Genomic DNA, 21,807 nt, shown 5'->3' with positions numbered 1-21,807 from the left:
TACGAAGCAATCCTAAACTATCCATTTAAGCTGTGCATATTGCAAACCTGTCTATCGGGGATTGCTTCGTGCCTCGCAATGATGTAAATCTTATATCACCATTTCCGGCACATCTCCCTCAACAATCAATTTACCCGCTGTAGCAGCGATGATCTCTTCAACACTAACTCCCGGTGCACGTTCCAATAGTTTGAAACCGCCTTCGGGGAGTACATCGAGCACCGCCAATTCTGTCACTATTTTTTTTACGCAGTGTACGCCTGTGAGCGGGAGCGTGCATTGTGGCAACAGCTTTGACTCGCCTGCTTTGTTAACGTGCTGCATAGCTACAATAATGTTTTCGGCACTGGCTACCAGGTCCATAGCGCCACCCATACCTTTTACCATTTTGCCGGGGATTTTCCAATTTGCTATATCGCCGTTCTCGGATACTTCCATAGCTCCCAGTATAGTGAGGTTTACCTTTTTAGCGCGGATCATACCAAAACTCATGGCCGAATCGAATATGGCCGAACCGGGCAGCATGGTAATGGTTTGCTTGCCCGCGTTAATGGTATCGGGGTCTTCTTCACCTTCGAAAGGGAAAGGGCCCATGCCCAGTAAGCCATTTTCTGATTGCAGCACCACATCCATATCCGCGGGGATATAGTTTGCTACCAACGTAGGGATACCTATGCCCAGGTTTACATAATAACCGTCTTTAATTTCGCGGGCAATGCGTTTGGCAATATCGTTTTTATCGAGCATGGGGCGCCTGGTTTATTAATTGATCAAAGTTAAACAGTTATAGCGGTTTTTTGATTGCCCCGATTTGAAATTAGTGTATCATTAAAAATAAAGCGAAATTTGAGAAAGCACTTCAGCGATAAATCATATGTTATGAGTATACCGGAACAGATAACAAACTATATTAACAGTCAACCCGAAGCAAAACGCATTGATATGGAAAGTTTACATACACTCATACTTCGGGTATTACCAACAGGTAAACTCTAGTTTTTGGATGGTAAAAACAGCGAAAACAAAGTCGTTTCCAACCCTAATATTGGATATGGTGCGTACACTATAAAATATACTGATGGAACAACGAAAGAATTTTATCAAATTGGGATGAGCGCGAACACCAGCGGCATATCTGTATATATCCTTGGCATTGCCAATAAGGACTATTTAGCTCAAACTTTTGGAAAAAACCTGGGCAAGGCAAATGTGACGGCATATTGCATTAAGTTTAAAAAGCTAAAAGATATAAATATGGATGTACTTGAAGCGGCAATACGATACGGGATTGGAGTTACCAACGAAAATACAAACTGAAACACCAGCGATTTTTTAGTTTAAAACTATCTGCGTATCTTTGAGCGCTGCAATTGCAGTACTTTCATTTTTTTACCGTGGTACTCCTAAGTATATCAGCGTTCCCATCCCGGGGATAAATACTCAGTAAACGGCAAACACAAACATTATTTAAATTAGAAAAGCTATGCCTTTACAGGAATTTGATTATAACTCAACGCGCAGTAAATTACTGCTATCGGAGTACGGCCGTAACGTACAAAATATGGTAAAGTACATTGTTGCTTTACCAACAAAAGAAGAACGCAATAAATACGCGTTGGTGGTGATTGACCTGATGGGGTTTTTAAACCCGCACCTGCGCGACGTTGCCGATTTTAAGCATAAGCTATGGGATCACCTGCACATCATATCTAACTTCCAGATCGATGTAGACTCGCCGTACCCACCGCCAAACCCGGAAACGATACACCTTAAGCCCGAGCCTTTAAAATATCCGCACCAGCGTATAAAATACAAGCACTACGGTAAAACCATCGAAATGATGATTACCAAAGCCAAAAGTATTGAAGAGCCCGAGCGCCGCAACCATATGGTACAGGCTATTGCCAACTTTATGAAAATGGCCTACGTGCAGTGGAACAAAGATTCGGTTACCGATGAGACCATTTTTGCACATTTACGCGAATTATCAAACGGCGAGTTGAAACTGGATGAATCTGTTAACCTGAACAAGGTTGAATACCGCAGCGCCAACACGCATAAAACCGAAAGCGCGGGCCGTGGCCGTAATAACCAGAATAACAATAATAAAAACAACCAGAACAACCGCAATAACAACAACAATAAGAACAACCAAAACAACCGTAACCGCAATAGCGGCGGTGGAGGGGGTGGAAGGAAGTACTAAGTCTTGAGTTCTGAGTCTTGAGCCTTTAATCCTAAGTGGTAGTATTTGTAAAATTTATCTTTTAACTTCGGTTCGACTTCCGACTCATGACTTCGGACTCCAGACTAAAAAACTAAACAATGGGTGCATTTGAAATTCGCGGTGGTAAACCGTTAAAGGGCGAAATAACTCCGCAGGGAGCCAAAAACGAGGCGCTGCAAATTATATCGGCAGTGTTACTGACCGAAGAAAAAATTACCATAAGCAACATACCCGATATTGTTGATGTGAACAAGCTGATAGAGCTGGTTGGCGATATGGGCGTTACGGTTGAAAAGCTGGCATCAGATACCTATACTTTTGAAGCTAAAAACATTGATCTGGAATTTTTCCAGTCGGATACATTTAAAGCTAAGGGCGGCAGCCTGCGCGGCTCCATCATGATAGTTGGCCCTTTGCTGGCACGCTTTGGCAAGGCAGCGATACCTAAACCGGGAGGCGATAAAATTGGTCGCCGCAGGTTGGATACCCACTTTTTGGGTTTTGAGAAATTAGGCGCACGATTTGATTATAACCCTGAGACCGGCTTTTTTAATGTAGATGCCTCAAACTTACAGGGCACATATATTTTGCTTGACGAAGCCTCGGTTACCGGGACAGCCAACGTGGTAATGGCGGCTGTTTTAGCCAAAGGCACCACCACTATATATAACGCGGCCTGTGAGCCTTACCTGCAGCAGCTTTGTAAAATGCTAAACCGCATGGGCGCCAAAATTAGCGGCATAGGCAGTAACCTGCTCACCATTGAAGGTGTAACACGCCTTGGCGGAACAGAACACCGCATGCTGCCCGATATGATCGAGATAGGATCATTTATTGGCCTCGCGGCGATGACAGGTTCTGAGATCACGATAAAGGATGTGCATTACGATGAGTTGGGTATGATACCTGATGTGTTTAAACGCCTGGGCATTAAACTGGAGCGCCACGGCGATGATATTTATATCCCTGCGCAGGACCACTACGAGATCGAGACCTTTATTGATGGTTCGATAATGACCATTGCCGATGCACCATGGCCGGGCTTTACTCCCGACTTGTTGAGCATAGTATTGGTTATTGCAACCCAGGCTAAAGGCTCTGTACTGATACACCAGAAAATGTTTGAAAGCCGCTTGTTCTTTGTGGATAAACTGATAGAAATGGGTGCCCAAATCATCCTGTGCGATCCGCACCGTGCTACGGTTATAGGTTTGGATAAACAAATGCAATTACGTGGCATATCGATGACATCGCCGGATATACGTGCCGGGGTATCGTTATTGATAGCAGCCTTATCGGCAAATGGTAAATCAACCATATCAAATATTGAGCAGATAGAGCGCGGGTATCAAAATATCGACCAGCGTTTGATAGCGTTGGGGGCGGATATTAGGAGGGTGTAAGAAATGTTATGGTGATAACACCGTACCATAAACTAAATATTCATAAAATACACCTTGCAAAAATTAAGAATTATTGTGGCGCTGTTGCTTTGCTTTTGGGGACTTCAAGGTTTTGCTCAAACGATTAAAACAGTTGATTCTCTTAGGAACTCTTATCAAACCTGTTTGGATAAAGGAGTATATATGCTCGGATGTTCTAAAGTGCATTATCACCAAATAGACAGCATGTTAAATTTGGCTTATATAAAACTTCGCACAAAACTACTATCTCCCCAAATCTCCAAATTAAAATCAGAACAGGCACAGTGGCTGATTAAACGGGATCAGTATTTTAAAAATCTAACTTTAGATCCTGAAGTAAAGAGTTTGGGAGGCGAAGATAGGGAAATGGTACTTATAGATAAAAAAGCGACATTTGTTGAGGAAAGGGTAATTGTGCTTTTAAGACGACTATAAGCATTCAGCCTGTGGTCGGTGTTATCACCGTACCACCAAACATATGCCTAAATAGCGTGGTATAACATCGGCCGTAGCCAAAATACGTTTTTATCTTTTCAAGTATATTTGCGGTAACATGAGCAAAATTTCCTACCAAATCATACAACCACACGACAAGGAATCAATTGAACTTATTGCAGACTGGTATCTGCATGAATGGAATATTGACCGGGAAAAAACCATCCAACAATTATCTGCATTTTCAGAAAACAGCACAGAATTTCAAATGGTAATGAGCCTAAACAACATCCCGATAGCCACCGGTGGAATCTATGCTCATGTGAGGTTACAGGATGTAGCACCTAAATATAAAGCTTTAGGCCCCTGGCTGGCTTTGGTTTTCACTAAAAACGAATACCGCAAAAAAGGTTACGGTGCGTTACTATGTGAAAAAATACAGGAGGTTGCTAAAAGCAGGGGCACAAAAAAGATATTTCTGTTTACCCACACAGCAGAAACATTATATAAAAGATTGGATTGGCAGCAATTAGAAAGGATCAATTTAAACGGTAGAGAAATTGTTGTGATGACGAAAGAGTTATAATTTGCCTGATGCTTACAACCTGTGATCGGTGTTATCATGATAGGTGTTCTGAAGATTAAAAAAGCGTTGGGGTTGTGCGATTCTCTCCCAACGGGAGGCTTTAGGGAGGGGTTTATGCGACATTGCATTATGCAATTACCCCTACCCACCACTACACAATTCAGCCGCACCCTTCCCCGAGGGAAGAGTTTTGGTAGTTACATTATAATCAGGTGCGGTGATAACACCGACCAGCGCCGGTGTATATTTCAGGTGGCGTGTTTACCAAAGGACACACCCCTTGCCCCTCTCAAGAGGGGAACCTTGCGCACAGGCCTTTTGAGCAAAAAAATAGCGATGGGTTAAACCCATCGCTATTTTTTTGAAAGTTTTTTTAACGATTACTCAGCTGGTGTTGTGTCTTCATTAGCTGCTGCTTCACGTTCTATATCATATAGTGTTTTCTCTTTTTTAAATATAGATGCCCCTATCAAGGCTAATATGGCACCAAGGATGGCATACCATATCGCTAAAAAGAAAGCGCCGCCAATGGGGCCAAACTTTATTGCCATAGCCATCGCTTTTTCAACCTGCTCATCGCTCATGCCTTTTGCTACCATGGCTGCTCTTGAGGTTTCCATCGCTTTGGCAAAAACATCAGGACTTAAAATAGCTAAGTACAGGTAAGTGAATATGGCCAGTAATAAACCATTGAACAATGCAAAGCGGAAACCTGCAGAAAAACCCTGCCCGAAAGTAAGGTAGCCACCCAGCTCATCTTTAAACTCTTTTTGGGTAAGCAATAAGCCTCCTATAAATGGAATATATCCCAAATATTTTACCGGGCTATTCATATCCAGGCCTGAAAACTGGACGGCATAGGTAATAACAATGCCTATCGCAAGGCTGATCAATGCCCATTTCGTCGCAATTTTGGTTGGATTTGGGGGTAGCGGGATAAGTTGGTCTTCCATGATAGTAGGTTTTTTAAGCGTGATTAAATGTTTCTAAGATACTAAAAATAGCCAGATCAAAGTCTTTATTTACAGCGTTTTGCGCAATCTGTTTTTTAGTATCCGCGGTTGGTTTTGGGTCGTAAAAGAAACACATGATGGGGTAGAACAGTTCCTTCAGTTCCGATTCTTCATCAACGCTTTGGGCTACCTTGGCAATTTCGGACACGTTGCTTTCCATTAATATCTGGTTGGCAATCATATCCTCATAAATGCGGTGTTCATCCTGGAACTCGTCTTCCTCTACCAATAAAAACTCTTTTAAAAAGTCTTCCAGTTCAGGCTCAATACCTTCATCTTCGCACTCGTTAAGGTACAGCAGTACGTTAAGCAGTTCGGTTCCGCGGTCAAGCGTATCTTCTTCTATCTGCTCCCATTCGGGCGAGTCGAGGTAATCTTCTTCCAGCTTGATCACATCAGCGCTGAAGAAATTCATCAGCAACAGGTCGAAAAACACTTCGCGGAGTTCTTCCAGTTGGGGATAGTTATCGAACGCGGCATCCAGCAGGTCAACCTTAGATAAAAAGTCTTCGTCGGCCGAAAACACTTTTACCAGTTCAGTATTGATCGCTTTAGCATTTAAGCTTTTGCTGTCGGCGTATAGCTCTATCGCGTTTTGGATAGCTAACTGTATTTTCGGGTCCATCATTTTTATTAAGATTTAAATAAGTGGTTATTGTTACAAGTAAGCAGCACCTTACCGCTTAATTGCTGGCCGATAAACGGCGAGTTGGCCGATTTAGACCTGTTGTTATCTTTAGTGAATGTCCACTCCTGCTCCGCATCAAAAACAACCAGATTGGCTTTGCTGCCTTCGGCAATGATTACTGTGCCGGTGTTTAATATTTTGCGCGGGTTGATAGATAGCTTCTCCACGATAAGTTGGGGCGATAAGCCGGCTTTAAGGCATAGCGACAGGGCAGTTTGCAGGCCTATCATACCATACTCGGCTACCTCGAACTCTACATCTTTAAATTCGATCTCGTGCGGGGTATGCTGCGATACGATGGCATCAATGGTGCCATCTTTAAGGCCTGCTATCAATGCCTTTACATCCTCATCGGTGCGCAACGGTGGTTTTACTTTGTATTGGGAATCGAAGCCTAAAAGGGCCTCGTGCGTTAATACCAAATGGTGCGCGGCTACATCGCAGGTTACTTTGGTGCCTCTCTTTTTAGCCTGGCGTATTAAATCAACAGCGTGCTCGGTGGATATGGTGCTGAAATGTATGGGCGAGTTGGTGTATTCGGCCAGGTACAGGTCGCGGGCTATCATCAGCTCTTCGGCCAGGGCGGGTATGCCTTTCATCCCCAAAAGGGTACTGATCTCGCCTTCATGAACCTTTGCCTTGCCGGCGATGGCTTTATCTTCGGGATAAGAGAAGATCAACCCACCGAAACCTTGCGCGTATAATAAGGCACGTTCCATGAGGCCTGCATCCTGCACAGGATATTTGCCATCGGTAAAGGCTTTGGCGCCGCTTTGGTACATATCGTACATTTCGGCCATATCTTTGCCTTCGCATTTGTGCGATATGGTGCCTATAGGGTATACATCAACCAGGTTGTTATGCGCCTTGTTGAGGATAAACTCCACTTCGGATTTTGAGTGTACGGGTGGCTGGGTGTTGGGCATAAGCGCCAAACCTGTAAAGCCTCCCGCCATGGCGGCTTTGGTACCGCTTTGCAGGTCCTCTTTACTTTCCAGGCCTAACTCGCCGATGTTGCAGTTGAGATCGAAAAAGCCGGGGGAAACGTGTTTGCCGGCGGCATCAAATACGTCTAAGTCCGATTGGATATCCGGGGCTATCTTAGTGATAAGCCCTTTCTCAATTAAAATATCGGCAACTTGATTATTAAAGGGTGAATTTGGATCGGTAATGAGGGCTGATCTGATAAGCAAATTCATTATGGCGCTTTGTTGTTATGTTATGGGTACAGAAACGGCTTGTTTTTCTGCCTGGTAAAACCTGATGAGTAATATTTCGGCGGCCAAACTAATCAGGCCCAAAATTATACAAAGTTTCCATAATTCGATGCCTCTATTTGCATTAACTACGGCATCTTTTAATGTTGGCCCCGAGTTTACCACAATGGTATTGCCGTTGCTGCCGGTTTGGGCCTTTAAGCCTGCATCGTCAAGATAGGTCAGGTCGCTTTCGTTGCGGTTGTTATTGAAGGCCAAAACGGCTACCGTGCTATCCTGCCTTTTTAGTTCGTAATTGCCGGGCTGGTGTACCTGGTCGCTAAAATAAAGTTGCGTGCTTCCCTCCTGCTGGCGCACATCGGGTATGATGGTTTGCTGGCCCATGCTGAGCTTAAGCAGCTGCTTATCGGATGATTGTACTGGCGGCAGTTCGGCGCTTTCATCGCGACCGATCGTATAAAACAAAGGCGAATCGTGCCCGCTTAACAGGGCTATCCTGAACATCAGCGGAACAAATAGCGCGTGGTGCGCCAGGTTGCTGTAATCATCCTGTAAAGGCACGGCAGATACGTATACTTTGCCGCCCCGGGCGGAATAATCGCCGAGGAAAGTTTTTTTACCGGGCAGCTCCATTAAACTTTCGCCGGAAGCTGTGGATTGGCTGAGTTGATAATATTTGCTGATCTGCGGCAGATCGGGGTTTTGCGGCAATTGCTCGAAGGTGTTTTTAAACACCGGGTTTTGCAGGTTGAGGGCGTTTACCTTTGTTTTTTCGGTAATTACCTTTTCGGGATAGGGGGCGCCTAAGGGTTGCAGCAGCGATTGGTAGCTCGGGATATCCGCGCCATCGGCAGGAAAAACCAACAGGGTACCTCCCTTATTAACGTAAGTTTTGAGCTGTTGCGATAAGCCGGTGGAGATGGATTTGATATCGCTTAGCACCACCAGCGGGTATGCGGCCAGCCTTGCATAATCCACGTTGCCATAGTGTACGGCTTGCGGGTTAAAGAACGGATCGGTATTGAAAAGGGCCTGAATGTATTTGTTGGGTGTGCCGCCGTCAACCAGTAGCACGGGCATTTGCTGCTGTACCTTAAAGGTGAAGAAGAATTGATTATCGAAGTTTACGGGGTTATCTTCGAGTGTGATCTCGGCGTGCTGCCAGCCTGCCTGTAATCCCGAAAAGGAAAGCGTATCATTCTGCACGGCGCGTTTATCGATACTGAAACTACCGATGGCCTTTTGCGCGCCGTTGATCATCAGCTTTAGCGGCACTTTATCGGCCTTTTCATCCGCGTAATTATGGAGGCGGACGATGAGCTTTTCGCTTTCGGCGGGGCGGTGTACGGCGCTGAGCAGCCAAACGGAATCGACGGCGACGTTGGGCAGCGAGGTGGCTTTTAGCCTGATGAGGTTTAAACCTGTTGAAGCTTCGGTTTTAACGGGGTGGCCGGTGAACAGGTTCTGCTGGAAATCGGACAGGATGTAGATGCTGCTTACATCGCCATGCTGTGTGCTCAGTAAGCTTTGCTGGCGGTTTATTATTTGCTGCAGGTTGCGGCTTTGGGGGCTTACCTTTATTTTGTCGACCTCGTCGTTAAATTCTTCGCGGTTGAGCAGCCTTTGGTGGTGGCCCTCAAAATCTTGCGTGAGAAGTTGGAAACGGTCGTTAAGGCTATACGCGGCGGCAATTTCTTTGGCGCGGGTGCGGGCTTCGTCCAACAGCGTACCCTCCCGGTTAACGGTAAGCATGGAGTACGAATTATCTACAAATATGGATACCACGTGCTGCCTGCCCAAATTGGTGTTTTGTTTGGATGGGATGTACGGCCGCGCGAAGGCCAAAACTAAAAAAGCCAGGGCCAGCATACGGGTGATGAGGATGAGGCGTTTTTTGAGGTTCTTTTTTGAGGATTGCTGTTGCTGTATGTTTTTAAGGAACTGCACATTGGAGAAATACACCTTTTGATACCGCCTGAAATGGAACAGGTGGATGATGTAAGGTATGGCCAAAGATGCCAGTCCGAATAAAAATGCAGGGTATATGAATTGCATACAGGTAGGTAAAGATAGGGAAATTTAATTTTGAATGATTGATGGATTGAATGATTGATTTTGTAACGATTTGGATGTTTTAATGTGCGAATGGGAAAATGTGCAGATGTGCAAATGAAGAATCTTGATTTAGTGCGTTAACTGCGGGGTTAGATTTGACAAATTTAAAAAGTTGTCAAATCCTTCGGGGGAGAAATTTCCTTATTGAAATACCCGCTTATGTATTATTTTTTCATCAGGATAAAATAATACATACAGATGCCAATATATCACAATAACACAGTTAGTTACATCGGTACATTTGGTATTATAAACCTATAAAAAACATCTTCTTATGAAAAAAACAAGACTACTTTTAGTGGTAGCAATGGTATTTGCTGCGCTTTCTTTTGGCTTTAAAGCCAAGGCACAGGCAACTATTCCGGTGCGCCTAAGTTCGTTATCGGGAACGTACAGCAACTGGACAACCGCCACCATGGTGTATGTTACCCTGCACAACAACACTACCAATGAGGACTTTAATTTTTACACCCGATCCATGGACATGGAAAGTAACGGGATCTACGATTTGGGCCATGTTACCGAGGGGACGTATACCTTAACGGTATCTTACTACAATGCTAACGTTTTTTGGGATCCATTCGACTTTTTGGCTAACGGAGAAGAAGGTTACAATTTGCATATGTATAGTAGTACCGACTATACCCTATCAAATAATATCCCTGTAAGTACTGACCTAGGCGAACTGTTTATAGTGCTTTACGCCTATTAAACCGCAATAAATCAATTAACACCATTTATAAACTATTTAAAAACACAAATTATGAAAAAAACAAGATTACTGCTCGCGTTGGCAATGGTATTTGCAGCGCTTTCGTTTGGCTTTAAAGCTAAGGCCCAAGGTACTGTTCCGGTTTTATTTACGCTGGCATCGGGTAGCTTCCAAAGCTGGTCGGGATCTTATTGGTATTTTACGTTGCATAATAATACCACTAACGAAGACTTTTACCTGTACAACAATTATTACCAATTACGCGATGATGGCGCCTACCACATGGGTTATGTTACGCCAGGTTATTACAGCGTAACGGTTAGTTATTATAACGGCGGCGTTACCTGGGGTAATTTTGACTGGTATATTAACGACCAAAGCGGCAACAAAAGCATGTATTGGCAAACCGACTATGAGTTGGTATCGAGCGTGGAGGCGAGCGATGTTTATTATTACAACCCCAATTATGGTTTAAATATTTATATATGGGGGCAGTAACCTGTTAAAAAACAATTAACATGAAAAGCATTAAATTACTGGTTACGGCGGCAATGGTATTTGCCGCCCTATCACTTGGCTTTAATAAAGCTAACGCGCAAACTACGGTTCCGGCAACGTTAACTACATGGTCGGGTAGTATGCCGTATTGGGCGCAAAACACAATTTGGTGGGTTACGCTGCATAATAATACCACTAACGAAGATTATTATTACCAAGTGTACCCCTACCAGCTAAATTATGATGGATCTTACCACTTAGGTAATATTACAACGGGTACTTATACTGTAACAGTTAATTATTATAACTACAATATTTACTACGATAATTTTGACTGGTATATTAATGATCAAAGTCGCGAAGGTCTGAATATGTGGGCACAAACTGATTATACCTTAACGGATAATGTAGTTGTAAGCGATGATACATTTTACCCTAATAATTACGGATTGAGTATCTATATATGGGCTATGTAAGCCGCAGAGGAATATTGTAATTAAGCCGTCTTCTAAAACAGAAGACGGCTTTTTGTCGTGATACGCCTCCTATATATATCTAATGTAATTATTGTGATATCTACATACCGGATGGATGGGCTAATATGCGGGTGGATTTATTTGTACACATGCATACTTACACATTTGCATAATAACTATTTATACAACAAATATTTCTGTCGCATTAATTTGAACTGGCTTAAGGCGGGTTCCCAGCTTAGCCTGATGGTTTCTTCGCTATCGCCATTCTCAATTTGCTTTTGCAGCTGGGTTGTGCCGGCCAGTTTAGTAAAGTAAGGTATAAAAAAATGCGCTTTATCAGGATAGGCTTTATAAGCGGCCATCAGCCAGCTTAAATTGAGTTTACCAGCGGTTGGGCGGTAATAACGCAGGTCGGTACCGTAGCAAAGCTGTCCCTTTAGTGGTGGGTTATCGCTAACACCGGCTATGGGTTGCGGTGTAAACTCAAACCTGTATTTATCCTTTAACAATGGACTGCCAAATACCATAAACGGGAACGGTGTACCACGGCCAACGCTGACGTTCGTCCCTTCGAACAAGCACAGGCTGGGGTACAGTACTACCGCCTGTTGCGTTTGTAAATTGGGCGAAGGGTTTACGGGCAAGGCAAACTGCAGTTCACGGAAGTAGTTGAGCATTTTAATGATGCGGAGCTTGCATTTGATACCATTTTTTAGCCAGCCCTGGCCGTTTATCATCTGGGCATATTCGGCAATGGTCATCCCGTGAACAATGGGGACAGGGTGCATCCCAACAAAGGAACGCAGGGCGGTATCCAGCAATACGGGGCCGTCAACATAGCCGCCATTGGGGTTTGGCCGGTCGAGCACCATAAGCTCGATGTTATTTTCGGCGCAAGCCTCCATTACATAGTGCAGGGTGGAGATATAGGTATAAAACCGGGCGCCTACATCCTGGATATCGAAAATAAGGATATCAAGGCCTGCCAGATCGGCCGGTGTTGGTTTAAAGTGCTTGCCGTAAAGTGATATGGCGGGGATACCTGTTTTAGCATCAATAGCGTTATTGATCTCGGCGCCATCGGCAGCGTTGCCGCGGATGCCGTGCTCGGGGCCGAAGATCTTTTTGATGGCAACGCCCAACTGGAGCAAGGTGTCAACGCTTGGGGTTTTATTGGAACCTATTATGGAGGTTTGGTTGATCACCATCCCTACATTTTTACCTTTTAAATAAGGCAGGTAGGTGTCGGTGCGGTTGGCCCCGGTAATAATTTTTGGCAGGGCACGCTGCGCGTATCCGGTGGTTATCGCAACCAAAACCAACAATGCCCCTATCGCATTTTTAATAAGTTTTTTCATATCCCATCGCTCTGTAAAACATTAACTTCAAAATCCGCTATCAAATCTGCATCTTTGCTAAAGTACAAAAAAACAGTTTCAACATCTTGAATTTCGCCTCATTTATAGCTTCACGCATTTCGTTCCGTTCAAAACGGACCTTCTCCAAACTCATTGTGCGGATTGCCGTTGCCGGGATAATGCTTGGCCTTGGTGTAATGGTCCTTTCATTCGCGATAATGAAAGGCTTTAAGCAGGAAGTGCGGGAAAAGATACGCGGCTTTTCGGGTGATATCCAGGTGCTCAAGCTCGACCTGAATACATCTTACGAAAACTCACCCGTTGCAGATAGTCCTGCTTTTGTAGCGCAGCTAAAGGCCAAAAAACTGTACACGCATATTATGCCTTTTGCCACCATCCCATGTATTATAAAAGCGAATGATGAGATTGAAGGGGTAGTAATGAAAGGCGTTAACCGTGATTACGACTGGGCCTTTTTTAATAAGATAATGGTTGCGGGTAAAGTACCTGACTTTAGAGATACGGTAGCATCGCAAAAGCAGATTATGATATCGCAGCATACTGCCGACAGGCTAAAACTAAAGGTAGGCGACGATTTTTTAATGTACTTTATCAAAGAGAGCCTGCACAAGCGTAAATTTAAAATAACAGGCATTTTTACCACCGGTATTGAAGAGGTTGATAAAACTTTTGTAGTGGGCGATATCAACCTGATCCGCAAAATAAATCACTGGCCGCCCGATTATATTGGCGGGTACGAAATACAGGTAAAACAATTTGAGGATATTGATGCAGCCAACGCAGCAATGGCTGATGTTATACCTACTACACTGAAAACATTTACCGTAATGGAAAGCTTTGCCCAGATATTTGACTGGCTAACCAAAATTGACATTAATACCCAGATCATGCTGGTACTGATGCTGATAGTAGCTGTTATTAATATGATATCAGCCATGCTGATCATGATACTGGAGCGCACCGCTATGATTGGGATGCTCAAGGCGATGGGCGCCCGAACGCAAACCATACAGCAAATATTTTTGATAAACGCCTTTTACCTGATAAGCCTGGGATTGATACTGGGCAATGCGTTTGGCTTGGGTATAGCTTATTTGCAACAACAAAGCCATTGGATAAAGCTTGACCAGGAATCGTACTATATGAAGTACGTACCCATAAAAGTAGAGTGGCTGGATGTAGTGGAATTAAATTTGGGTACGCTTGTTATCAGCCTCATCGTACTAATTGGGCCATCGTTGCTGGTGAGCCGCATATTGCCGGTTAAGGCCATACAATTTAAGTAGCTGCTATTTAGAAAAGCTGAACCTGAGGTTAAGGCCTGCAGAGCCGAATTTTAATTCATCATAACCTAAACCACCGAGCGGCACCCTGGCAAAGGGCTCAAACACCAACCTGTAACCCTTCCCGAAAGGGAAACCAAAGCCTGCAGACAGGTTTAATATTTTTCCGATATTGAACGTATTCAAGTGCTTTTCAGTTTTGATATCCTGTAATGTATTGTATCCTGACTGTGCCTGATAACCATTGGTATAGGTTTGCAGGTAATTTTCGTTGATATAAGTTGACGAACTTAACCCGGCCGAAATGTAGTTGCCGCTTTTACTAAACAGGTAACAAATATTAACCGGGATATCCAAAACAAGTAAGTCTGCCTGGTAGCTGTTATAATTTACAGAAGAAGAGCCACCGGAAGAGCCGGAACCTGTAGCCGGGGTATTGTAAAGGTACTGATTGTTATACATAGCTGATAATGGCACGGCATTATACTTTAATGCTACACGGTAAACACCCAAACCTGCAGACAACCGCAGCCTGCCTGATAAACTGAAAGCGGCATTTGCACCCCCGCCAAAGTTAACAGTGCGATTGCTGCCTTCGGCATAATTAACAAATGACGATGCATACACGCTAAATGCTACATTAGTAGTTTTTTTAATTTCGGGCTTGGTTTTAGCAGTAGCTGCAACTTTAGCATTGGTTACCGTATCCTTTGTATCGCCGGGTTTACTTGTTTTAGTTACCGCGATGGGTTGGTTCAAACCTATTATGGTCTTATTTTCATTTGCTGTATCTGCTCCAAAAGCCTGGCTATTCTGTTGGTTTGTTATTGTGGCATATTGATCAATAATTACAGGCGCAGTATGTAGCTTTTTTACTGCTACCGCTCTTGATGTATTCCTCTTAAAAGTAACATTATGGATCGATCTACCACTTTTAGTAATGCTAACCGGTTTAACCGAGTGCACAGTTTTTTCGGTTACTACCGGGGTGGTTATAGTGGATAGCGCGGCCGTATCCTTTTTAGTTGATGATACTATCGCTGCTCTGTTAATTTGCTTATTAACAGTAGCATTGTTTTTTGCAATATCAGTTTTATACTGTATTGTTTTATCATTGCTTACGTTGTAATAAAACCATATTGCCCCGCTTATGCAAAGCAGTAATATAGCGGCGGCACTATACCACCAGACAAGCGGGCGTTTTTTATCCTTAGATGGGTATTTTTCGCGCAGCAAAGCCCAAGCGGCATCAGCCGAAGTATCTTCATAATTATCGAAGATATCGTTAATATGGCTTTTTAGCTGTTTATCAAACTCTTCGCTCATGTTCTTTGTCCTCTTGTAACATCGATCTCAATTTTTCCTTTGCCCTGGCTAAGTACACCCGTGATGAGCTTGCAGATATCCCCATCATCGCGGCAATTTCATTATGATCATAGCCGTCTATCTCATAAAGGTTAAACACCATGCGGTAAGCAGGTGGCAGGGTATCCAGCATCTTTAAAATATCATTGGCGTTTAATTGCTGTAATATAGATGCCTGCGAGCCAATGTGTACCGCGTTATCCAACTCAACGTTCATCAGGTGCTTTTTATCCCTGCGGTACTTATCAATAGCTGTATTTACCACTATTTTACGCAGCCAGGCTTTAAATGGCTTATCAGTACGGTAGTTTTCAATATCGCCAAAGGCTTTAATAAAAGCATCGTTAACAACCTCCAAAGCATCATCCCGGTTAGCGCTGTAACGCAGGCCAACCCCCATAGCATAGCCATAGAAGTGTTTATATAACATTTCCTGGTGCTTCAGATCGCCGTTTTTGCATTGCCGAACGAGCTCTTGTTCAGTAATGCCGGGTGGTAGCTGCATTAATTTTATTTAGTTCCGCTTTAGCCGGTATTGATACGTTGTTAACATACCGGGAATGTTCAATGTTAAAATTAAGCTATCTCCTTTATATTCTCTTTTGTATTGAGCATCCAGTTTGTAGGGTGGTGGGTATACCTGTAAAAATAATTGCGACGCTAATGTAAAAGCAATGGCTGTATCCGCCTTCAAGGCGTAGGTGCCTTTTAACGGAACAGAGTTTACATTCGGTATAATAAAGTCCGTGGTGTAATTACCATTATCAAAAGTAATATACACCGGTTTTTCGGTATGGGTATATACAATGCCCAAACTTGATGAAAAATTAAGCTTCCCGGTATATGTGCCTCCAGCCAGGGGTAATATATCACTTTTAGCGCATCCTGTAAAAGCAAGTACCACAAGTACCCCCAAATAAACTAATCTTTTAACTGATCTCATAACGATGTATTTATTGCCGGTACGTAAATTCATATCAAAACGCTACAATGAATTAAAAAAATTAATGGATAGAATTAATGACGGTTGCCAACCGGGTAACATATTCGCGTATTTCAACCGGCAGTTGCCCGACAGAAGTATCAACACGCCAATATATCTTTTTACCATTCTCCATAATTTCAATATAATACCCACCCTGGTCGGCACAATCAGGGCAGCCGAAAGTTTGGTTAGGATGATCACGAAAATACTGCGGAAATGTTTCTTTTAAAGGCACTGCCTTATGATACGAGCTATCGGCCAATGCCTTGGTTTGTAAAGCGAGGGGCTTATTAAAATCAGTAAAAGTTACAGGCACCAATTTATTGCCAGTAATGGCGAAAACTTTACTGCAATTGCCCGCACAAAACGAGTAGTGACTACCAAATGCAAAATAGTTGGCCGTATCAATGTCTGATTTGGAGCAACTACCCACCAAAAACAAGAGTGCGAAAAAACAAGTGATGTATCCGAATGTTTTCATATTTACCAATACGCAACACAGCTACAAAACGCTACAGGGAATTATAAAATTTCTATATTTTTTTTGCCTCGTTCCAAAACTGATCCATTTCGGCAAGGGTCATGTCGCGCAATTGTTTGCCGTTCTCTTTGGCTTTGCTTTCGAGGTACTGGAAGCGTTTGATGAACTTTTTGTTGGTTTTCTCCAAAGCGTTCTCAGGGTTGATGTCGATAAAGCGGGCGTAGTTAATGAGCGAGAAGAGCAGGTCGCCAAACTCGCCTTCGGCTTTTTCCTTGTCAATGGTTTCGGTTCCGGCGGCATTGAACTCGTCGCGAAACTCACGCATCTCCTCCTCTACCTTGTCCCACACCTGTGTTTTTTCTTCCCAGTCGAAACCTACACCGCGGGCCTTTTCCTGGATGCGTGAAGCCTTGACCAATGCGGGTAATGATGCAGGGACGCCTTCGAGTACCGATTTGTTGCCTTCTTTGAGTTTGAGCTGCTCCCAGTTGCGCTTCACATCTTCCTCGCTGCTCACTTCCACATCGCTGTAAATGTGCGGGTGGCGGTGTATCAGCTTATCGCAGATGCCGTTGAGCACATCGGTGATATTAAAATCACCGCTCTCAGATCCTATTTTTGCATAGAAAACCAGGTGCAGCATAATATCGCCTATTTCCTTTTTTATCTCCTGCATATCGCCCTCCAGTATGGCATCGCTTAACTCGTAAGTTTCCTCAATGGTGAGATGGCGCAGGCTCTCCATGGTTTGCTTCATATCCCAGGGGCAATTGGCCCGCAGGTCGTTCATAATAGCAAGTAAGCGTTCAAAAGCGGTAGCTGGGGTGGTGGCGAAAGAAGGCGGGATAAGAGGCATGGTATTGAGTTTAGCCAAATGTAAGGAATTTTGTCATTAGGTCATTGAATCATTAAGTCATTGCATAGTTCGATATGCCTACCAACAGGCAATGACCTAATGATGCGAAAGCAAATGACCTAATGATTTTTTGTAGCCCTCAGCATTTCCCTTTTTCCCAGTGCACCGGGCACTTTCTCAATTTTGCATCCAAGCGCTTTGAGCATACGTTTGAGGTTGCCGGTAATGGCGTAGGTAACAAATACGCCGCCGGGTTTGAGGTGTTTAACGGTGTGCCGGATGGCTTCTTCGTTCCACATTTCGGGTTGGTTAGCTGAGGCAAAGGCGTCAAAGTAGATCACATCGAATTGTTTATCGCTCTGAAACTTCATTAGCGGAAGTGGTGCTACATGCAGGTCAACGCGTCCGTTCAGGCCAACCGTTTGTTGCAAAGCGGCGCGATAAGTCCCAATAAAGCTACCCCACAAACCAGGGGCAACGTATTGCTCGTAACCTGTTTGTCCAATCATTTCATTGCTAAGCGGATAGGCTTCGATGCCGACATAATCCAGCTTTATTTCGCGCATGGTGCAGAAATCAGCACTGAGCAGAAAGTTGAGGCCGGTACCAAACCCAACTTCCAGGATGGAGACAGATTCAACATCGTTCCCCTCAAGGAAATAGCGCAGACCGGAGTTGAGAAACACATGCTGACTCTCCTGCAATGCACCATTACGCGAATGGTAATTTTCGCCCACGGCAGGGTTGTAAATGGTTCTGGAACCATCGACGGTTAGTACGAACGTCATTGTGTCATTGGTCATTGTGTCATTGGTATTGGGGCTTCCAAAGATAGGTCATGCTGAACTTGTTTCAGCACCTCACTTGCTAAGTTTCAAACTCGACTGTCGCACGCTTACCTTTATGATGGGTTCCTGAAACAAGTTCAGGATGACGGCTGGGTAGTAGTTATCGCTTCCCCAAAATCGTAAACCTGTGCGTTTGGTAATATCGCGCTGATAATACTACTCCCCACCGCTGAACGGTAACCTGCGGCGCAATGTACCACAATGGGTTTGTCCGTCGGTATCTCGCTAAGGCGTTCGCGCAGTTCGGGTAGCGGGATGTTGATGGCATTGGGAAAATGAGTCAACCCCTCGGCCTCGCCAACATTGCGCACGTCGATTATGGTATAGTTCTTTGAGTTATTGGTAATAGCTGCAATATCAGCAAGCGATGATTGTTCAGGCAAAGCATCGGGCGCCAACAACGTGCCTTTGATATTTTGTTCGTAGCCGATTTTGGCGGCTTTGCGGATGAGGATATCCAATGTTGCTTCGTCCTCTCCTATCAAATAAAACTGCTCCGTTGGACTAATGATGGACCCCAGCCAGGTTTCAAATTTATCGCCGTTTTGGATATTGATGGCGCCTTTAACGTGTCCTGCCTTGAACTGTGCCTGCGGACGGGCATCAATAACCAGTACACCGTTCTCAAGTGTTTCGTTCTTATTAAGTCGAGGTACTTTGGCGATGCTTTCTTCGAAAGATGATGCACCTTGCTTGTTTAGATCTACATCGTAACCAAAGTATTTTGGTATGAAGGGTTGGTCGTCGGTGAGCGTTTTTACGAACTGTAGTTCGGTCATCAGCTGCAAAGCGTAGTTCTCGCGCAACTCACGACCAATGGTACTGTTCAGATCGGGGCTCATGTTTTTACCGCAGAGCGAGCCGGGGCCGTGGGCGGGATAAACCACCACGCTTTCGGGCAGCTTCATCAGCTTTTCGCGGGTGCTGTGGTACATGGCGCGGGCCAGTTCTTCCTTTTTAGCGGTGAGGTTGCCCACGCTTTCGCGAAGGTCGGGACGGCCAACATCGCCTACAAAAAGGGTATCGCCGGTAAATATCGCTTTGGCCTGGCCAAACTCGTCTTCCACCAAAATACAGATAGAATCGGGCGAGTGGCCGGGGGTATTGATGGCTTTCAGGGTCAGGTCGCCAAGCTCCATGGTATCGCCATCGTCGAAGCTTTTGTGCGCGTAGTTGGCGCCAAGCAACCGGCTCACAAAAATGGTGGCGCCGGTTTGTTGGTGTATTTCCAGGTGCGAGCTCACAAAATCGGCATGAGGGTGGGTTTCGATAACGCCCACCAGTTGCGCGCCGTGTTCGGTAGCAAGGTCGTAATAAGGCTGCGGATCGCGGGCGGGATCAATCACCACCATTTTGCCCTGGCTGATGATGGCGTATGATGCATGGGCCAGGCCCTTATCGTAAAACTGGTGGATGATCATAATAATGTTGCGGCAAATATAATGGTTTAGAGGTAATCGGGATGTAAAGATGTGCGGAAATGGTGGTGCGGATTAGTGGTGCGGTGACAACACCGACCACAGGCTAAATAGATTGGAAGTAATTGGAATGTAATTTGTGTTACATAGCGCGGGTTGTGTGTCTTGCCCTGAAATGAGTGTACTTAAAGTAAACACAATGAAAGGAAAAGACAATTGTTTAGCAAAAATTCACACTTCCAAAATTCAGAATCCGAAAGCTACTTCAAATAAGGATATTTTCTTATCTCTATTTTGATAATTTAAATAAAATAAGCATATTTGTTTATTCTTAAAATACAAAACAATGAGTATCAAGCTAAAACCAATATCGGGCGAGTTGAAATTAGATAGAATCCGTTATGAAAATCCCTGGTGGTTAAGCAATGAGATTGAAAGTCAGTATAAAGAAATGAAATCTCGCCTATATTTTGATTTGTTCTATCCTTTAGTTGAAGAAACGGAGCCGAGAAGAGCTGTTGTTTTAATGGGGCCAAGACGTGTTGGTAAAACTGTAATGATGTACCATACAATACAAAAATTATTAGACCAAAAGGTAGTTGATAAAAATAAAGTATGCTTTATAAATATTGAAAATCCGCTTTACTTCAATATGGCGTTAGAAGAATTATTTTCCCTTGCAAGATCTGCAAGTGGAGTATCAAGTCCGGCCGGATATTATGTCTTTTTTGATGAAATTCAATATTTAACAAATTGGGAGATACATTTAAAAGTGTTAGTTGACAGTTATCCAAAAACAAAATTTATAGTTTCAGGATCGGCGGCAGCAGCATTAAAGCTTAAGAGTTCAGAAAGTGGGGCGGGAAGGTTTACTGATTTTTTACTTCCCCCTTTAACATTCCATGAGTACATACATCTCAAAGATTTTAATCACTTAATCACCCAAACAAAAACTACCTGGAAAGGAGCTCAAACAGCTTGGTTTAAAACCACTAATATCCAAGAACTTAATAAGCATTTTATTGACTATATTAATTATGGCGGTTACCCTGAAGTCATTTTTTCGGAAAAAATTCAAGCAAATGTTGGGAGGTATATAAAAAGCGACATTATCGACAAGGTCTTGTTAAGGGATTTACCAAGTTTATATGGTATTCAAAACGTTCAGGAATTAAATACTTTTTTTACGATGCTTGTTTACTACTGCGGAAATGAAGTTTCACTGGAAAGCTTATCTACCACGAGCGGAGTAAATAAACTTACTTTAAAAAAGTATATTGAATATTTAGAGGCTGCTTTCTTAATTAAACCTATTAGTAAGATTGATGATTGCGCCAAAAAATTCAAGAGGCAAACTAACTATAAGATATACTTGACTAATCCATCTTTAAGAAGTGCTTTATTTTCTCCGTTAACGGCTACTGATGATTCCTTCCCACACATGGTTGAAACTGCAATATTTGCTCAATGGATGCATAGAATTTATTTTACTCCATGGTATGCCAGATGGAAAGACGGGGAGGTTGATTTAGTAGGACTTGACGATAAGAAGTTAAAACCCATGTGGGCAGTAGAAATAAAGTGGACTAATAAGCCGTTTGAAAATCCTTATGATGAACTAAAAAGTTTATTATATTTCTGCAGTAAGAATAAATTAAAGGAGGCTATAGTCACAACTATAGACAAAGACGGTTTAAAATTGATAAATGGGGTTGAAGTGAAATTTGTTCCAAGTTCTATCTATACATACATTGTTGGATACAATAGTATAGAAAATAAAAAAGCTGGAATATTTTAA

The 21,807-nt window shown here is 43.5% G+C and carries 23 protein-coding genes; 10 read left to right on the top strand and 13 right to left on the bottom strand.

The window, feature by feature from the left end:
* Window positions 1-90 precede the first annotated feature (90 nt).
* Window positions 91-747 (bottom strand): 3-oxoacid CoA-transferase subunit B, encoded by a 657-nt coding sequence (locus KXQ82_RS17170; RefSeq protein WP_219489684.1) that lies wholly within the window; start codon window positions 745-747, stop codon window positions 91-93.
* 252 nt (window positions 748-999) lie between these two features.
* Here KXQ82_RS17170 and KXQ82_RS17165 point away from each other — a divergent pair, with 252 nt between their 5' ends.
* The 5 genes from KXQ82_RS17165 (at window position 1,000) to KXQ82_RS17145 (ending at window position 4,672) form a co-directional block, all read left to right on the top strand.
* The gene (locus KXQ82_RS17165) at window positions 1,000-1,317 is read left to right on the top strand and encodes a DUF1801 domain-containing protein (RefSeq protein ID WP_219489683.1); all 318 of its coding nucleotides are present in this window, start codon (window positions 1,000-1,002) and stop codon (window positions 1,315-1,317) included.
* 166 nt (window positions 1,318-1,483) lie between these two features.
* The gene (locus KXQ82_RS17160) at window positions 1,484-2,206 is read left to right on the top strand and encodes a DUF4290 domain-containing protein (protein ID WP_219489682.1); all 723 of its coding nucleotides are present in this window, start codon (window positions 1,484-1,486) and stop codon (window positions 2,204-2,206) included.
* A 119-nt stretch (window positions 2,207-2,325) separates the two neighbouring features.
* On the top strand, window positions 2,326-3,630 hold the full coding sequence (gene murA, locus KXQ82_RS17155; protein WP_219489681.1) for a UDP-N-acetylglucosamine 1-carboxyvinyltransferase: 1,305 nt from the start codon (window positions 2,326-2,328) through the stop codon (window positions 3,628-3,630).
* 54 nt (window positions 3,631-3,684) lie between these two features.
* Complete coding sequence (locus tag KXQ82_RS17150) at window positions 3,685-4,086, top strand: lysozyme inhibitor LprI family protein (RefSeq protein ID WP_219489680.1); 402 nt, start codon at window positions 3,685-3,687, stop codon at window positions 4,084-4,086.
* Between the two features lie 118 nt (window positions 4,087-4,204).
* Complete coding sequence (locus tag KXQ82_RS17145) at window positions 4,205-4,672, top strand: GNAT family N-acetyltransferase (RefSeq protein WP_219489679.1); 468 nt, start codon at window positions 4,205-4,207, stop codon at window positions 4,670-4,672.
* Window positions 4,673-5,052: 380 nt separating this feature from the next.
* Here KXQ82_RS17145 and KXQ82_RS17140 read toward each other — a convergent pair whose 3' ends face one another.
* Genes KXQ82_RS17140 through KXQ82_RS17125 form a run of 4 tightly spaced genes read right to left on the bottom strand, consistent with a single transcriptional unit; the run spans window position 5,053 to window position 9,645 of the window.
* Window positions 5,053-5,625 carry a DUF4199 domain-containing protein gene (locus KXQ82_RS17140; RefSeq protein WP_219489678.1) on the bottom strand — a complete coding sequence of 191 codons (573 nt, stop codon included), beginning with the start codon at window positions 5,623-5,625 and terminating at the stop codon, window positions 5,053-5,055.
* A gap of 13 nt (window positions 5,626-5,638) precedes the next feature.
* Window positions 5,639-6,310 carry a hypothetical protein gene (locus tag KXQ82_RS17135; protein WP_219489695.1) on the bottom strand — a complete coding sequence of 224 codons (672 nt, stop codon included), beginning with the start codon at window positions 6,308-6,310 and terminating at the stop codon, window positions 5,639-5,641.
* A gap of 8 nt (window positions 6,311-6,318) precedes the next feature.
* Complete coding sequence (locus KXQ82_RS17130; protein WP_219489677.1) at window positions 6,319-7,572, bottom strand: dihydroorotase; 1,254 nt, start codon at window positions 7,570-7,572, stop codon at window positions 6,319-6,321.
* Window positions 7,573-7,587: 15 nt separating this feature from the next.
* Window positions 7,588-9,645 carry a BatA domain-containing protein gene (locus KXQ82_RS17125; RefSeq protein ID WP_219489676.1) on the bottom strand — a complete coding sequence of 686 codons (2,058 nt, stop codon included), beginning with the start codon at window positions 9,643-9,645 and terminating at the stop codon, window positions 7,588-7,590.
* Between the two features lie 334 nt (window positions 9,646-9,979).
* On the opposite strand from KXQ82_RS17125, the gene KXQ82_RS17120 reads away from it, so the two are divergent.
* The 3 genes from KXQ82_RS17120 to KXQ82_RS17110 are packed head-to-tail and all read left to right on the top strand — an operon-like array spanning window position 9,980 to window position 11,391.
* Window positions 9,980-10,417 (top strand): hypothetical protein, encoded by a 438-nt coding sequence (locus KXQ82_RS17120; RefSeq protein WP_219489675.1) that lies wholly within the window; start codon window positions 9,980-9,982, stop codon window positions 10,415-10,417.
* A 51-nt stretch (window positions 10,418-10,468) separates the two neighbouring features.
* The gene (locus KXQ82_RS17115; RefSeq protein ID WP_219489674.1) at window positions 10,469-10,915 is read left to right on the top strand and encodes a hypothetical protein; all 447 of its coding nucleotides are present in this window, start codon (window positions 10,469-10,471) and stop codon (window positions 10,913-10,915) included.
* 20 nt (window positions 10,916-10,935) lie between these two features.
* Window positions 10,936-11,391, top strand: a complete 456-nt coding sequence (locus tag KXQ82_RS17110; protein ID WP_219489673.1) for a hypothetical protein — start codon at window positions 10,936-10,938, stop codon at window positions 11,389-11,391.
* Window positions 11,392-11,567: 176 nt separating this feature from the next.
* On the opposite strand, the gene KXQ82_RS17105 is transcribed toward KXQ82_RS17110, so the two are convergent.
* The gene (locus KXQ82_RS17105) at window positions 11,568-12,752 is read right to left on the bottom strand and encodes an exo-beta-N-acetylmuramidase NamZ family protein (protein WP_219489672.1); all 1,185 of its coding nucleotides are present in this window, start codon (window positions 12,750-12,752) and stop codon (window positions 11,568-11,570) included.
* 86 nt (window positions 12,753-12,838) lie between these two features.
* Here KXQ82_RS17105 and KXQ82_RS17100 point away from each other — a divergent pair, with 86 nt between their 5' ends.
* Window positions 12,839-14,059 (top strand): ABC transporter permease, encoded by a 1,221-nt coding sequence (locus KXQ82_RS17100; protein ID WP_219489671.1) that lies wholly within the window; start codon window positions 12,839-12,841, stop codon window positions 14,057-14,059.
* A 3-nt stretch (window positions 14,060-14,062) separates the two neighbouring features.
* Here the strand turns inward: KXQ82_RS17100 and KXQ82_RS17095 are convergent, their stop codons facing one another.
* The 7 genes from KXQ82_RS17095 to KXQ82_RS17065 all read right to left on the bottom strand — a co-directional run bounded on the left by KXQ82_RS17095 (window position 14,063) and on the right by KXQ82_RS17065 (window position 20,012).
* On the bottom strand, window positions 14,063-15,382 hold the full coding sequence (locus KXQ82_RS17095) for a hypothetical protein (RefSeq protein WP_219489670.1): 1,320 nt from the start codon (window positions 15,380-15,382) through the stop codon (window positions 14,063-14,065).
* Window positions 15,366-15,926 (bottom strand): RNA polymerase sigma factor, encoded by a 561-nt coding sequence (locus KXQ82_RS17090; protein WP_219489669.1) that lies wholly within the window; start codon window positions 15,924-15,926, stop codon window positions 15,366-15,368. The genes KXQ82_RS17095 and KXQ82_RS17090 overlap by 17 nt, the downstream gene beginning before the upstream one ends.
* A gap of 9 nt (window positions 15,927-15,935) precedes the next feature.
* On the bottom strand, window positions 15,936-16,364 hold the full coding sequence (locus tag KXQ82_RS17085) for a hypothetical protein (protein WP_219489668.1): 429 nt from the start codon (window positions 16,362-16,364) through the stop codon (window positions 15,936-15,938).
* Window positions 16,365-16,425: 61 nt separating this feature from the next.
* The gene (locus KXQ82_RS17080) at window positions 16,426-16,887 is read right to left on the bottom strand and encodes a hypothetical protein (RefSeq protein WP_219489667.1); all 462 of its coding nucleotides are present in this window, start codon (window positions 16,885-16,887) and stop codon (window positions 16,426-16,428) included.
* A gap of 52 nt (window positions 16,888-16,939) precedes the next feature.
* Complete coding sequence (gene mazG, locus KXQ82_RS17075; protein WP_219489666.1) at window positions 16,940-17,743, bottom strand: nucleoside triphosphate pyrophosphohydrolase; 804 nt, start codon at window positions 17,741-17,743, stop codon at window positions 16,940-16,942.
* A 119-nt stretch (window positions 17,744-17,862) separates the two neighbouring features.
* The gene (gene mnmC2, locus KXQ82_RS17070) at window positions 17,863-18,546 is read right to left on the bottom strand and encodes a tRNA (5-methylaminomethyl-2-thiouridine)(34)-methyltransferase MnmC2 (protein WP_255563702.1); all 684 of its coding nucleotides are present in this window, start codon (window positions 18,544-18,546) and stop codon (window positions 17,863-17,865) included.
* 122 nt (window positions 18,547-18,668) lie between these two features.
* Window positions 18,669-20,012, bottom strand: a complete 1,344-nt coding sequence (locus KXQ82_RS17065) for a rhodanese-like domain-containing protein (RefSeq protein WP_219489665.1) — start codon at window positions 20,010-20,012, stop codon at window positions 18,669-18,671.
* A 343-nt stretch (window positions 20,013-20,355) separates the two neighbouring features.
* Between KXQ82_RS17065 and KXQ82_RS17060 the strand changes: the two genes are divergently transcribed.
* Window positions 20,356-21,807 carry an ATP-binding protein gene (locus tag KXQ82_RS17060; RefSeq protein ID WP_219489664.1) on the top strand — a complete coding sequence of 484 codons (1,452 nt, stop codon included), beginning with the start codon at window positions 20,356-20,358 and terminating at the stop codon, window positions 21,805-21,807.

Origin of the sequence: Mucilaginibacter rivuli, from assembly GCF_019391655.1 — a bacterium.
Taxonomy (GTDB): domain Bacteria; phylum Bacteroidota; class Bacteroidia; order Sphingobacteriales; family Sphingobacteriaceae; genus Mucilaginibacter; species Mucilaginibacter rivuli.
The sequence above is the reverse complement of the archived record's forward strand: the minus strand, read 5'-3'. Positions and strand labels throughout refer to the sequence as shown.

Bases quoted from the DNA above. Each gene is read 5' to 3' on its own strand.
- mazG (WP_219489666.1), bottom strand. From the start codon at position 17,743: ATGCCTCTTATCCCGCCTTCTTTCGCCACCACCCCAGCTACCGCTTTT.
- KXQ82_RS17160 (WP_219489682.1), top strand. From the start codon at position 1,484: ATGCCTTTACAGGAATTTGATTATAACTCAACGCGCAGTAAATTACTG.
- mnmC2 (WP_255563702.1), bottom strand. From the start codon at position 18,546: ATGACCAATGACACAATGACGTTCGTACTAACCGTCGATGGTTCCAGA.
- KXQ82_RS17105 (WP_219489672.1), bottom strand. From the start codon at position 12,752: ATGAAAAAACTTATTAAAAATGCGATAGGGGCATTGTTGGTTTTGGTT.
- KXQ82_RS17170 (WP_219489684.1), bottom strand. From the start codon at position 747: ATGCTCGATAAAAACGATATTGCCAAACGCATTGCCCGCGAAATTAAA.
- KXQ82_RS17090 (WP_219489669.1), bottom strand. From the start codon at position 15,926: ATGCAGCTACCACCCGGCATTACTGAACAAGAGCTCGTTCGGCAATGC.
- KXQ82_RS17065 (WP_219489665.1), bottom strand. From the start codon at position 20,012: ATGATCATCCACCAGTTTTACGATAAGGGCCTGGCCCATGCATCATAC.
- KXQ82_RS17060 (WP_219489664.1), top strand. From the start codon at position 20,356: ATGAGTATCAAGCTAAAACCAATATCGGGCGAGTTGAAATTAGATAGA.
- KXQ82_RS17140 (WP_219489678.1), bottom strand. From the start codon at position 5,625: ATGGAAGACCAACTTATCCCGCTACCCCCAAATCCAACCAAAATTGCG.
- KXQ82_RS17115 (WP_219489674.1), top strand. From the start codon at position 10,469: ATGAAAAAAACAAGATTACTGCTCGCGTTGGCAATGGTATTTGCAGCG.
- KXQ82_RS17095 (WP_219489670.1), bottom strand. From the start codon at position 15,382: ATGAGCGAAGAGTTTGATAAACAGCTAAAAAGCCATATTAACGATATC.
- KXQ82_RS17135 (WP_219489695.1), bottom strand. From the start codon at position 6,310: ATGGACCCGAAAATACAGTTAGCTATCCAAAACGCGATAGAGCTATAC.
- KXQ82_RS17110 (WP_219489673.1), top strand. From the start codon at position 10,936: ATGAAAAGCATTAAATTACTGGTTACGGCGGCAATGGTATTTGCCGCC.
- murA (WP_219489681.1), top strand. From the start codon at position 2,326: ATGGGTGCATTTGAAATTCGCGGTGGTAAACCGTTAAAGGGCGAAATA.
- KXQ82_RS17085 (WP_219489668.1), bottom strand. From the start codon at position 16,364: ATGAGATCAGTTAAAAGATTAGTTTATTTGGGGGTACTTGTGGTACTT.
- KXQ82_RS17120 (WP_219489675.1), top strand. From the start codon at position 9,980: ATGAAAAAAACAAGACTACTTTTAGTGGTAGCAATGGTATTTGCTGCG.
- KXQ82_RS17130 (WP_219489677.1), bottom strand. From the start codon at position 7,572: ATGAATTTGCTTATCAGATCAGCCCTCATTACCGATCCAAATTCACCC.
- KXQ82_RS17125 (WP_219489676.1), bottom strand. From the start codon at position 9,645: ATGCAATTCATATACCCTGCATTTTTATTCGGACTGGCATCTTTGGCC.
- KXQ82_RS17145 (WP_219489679.1), top strand. From the start codon at position 4,205: ATGAGCAAAATTTCCTACCAAATCATACAACCACACGACAAGGAATCA.
- KXQ82_RS17080 (WP_219489667.1), bottom strand. From the start codon at position 16,887: ATGAAAACATTCGGATACATCACTTGTTTTTTCGCACTCTTGTTTTTG.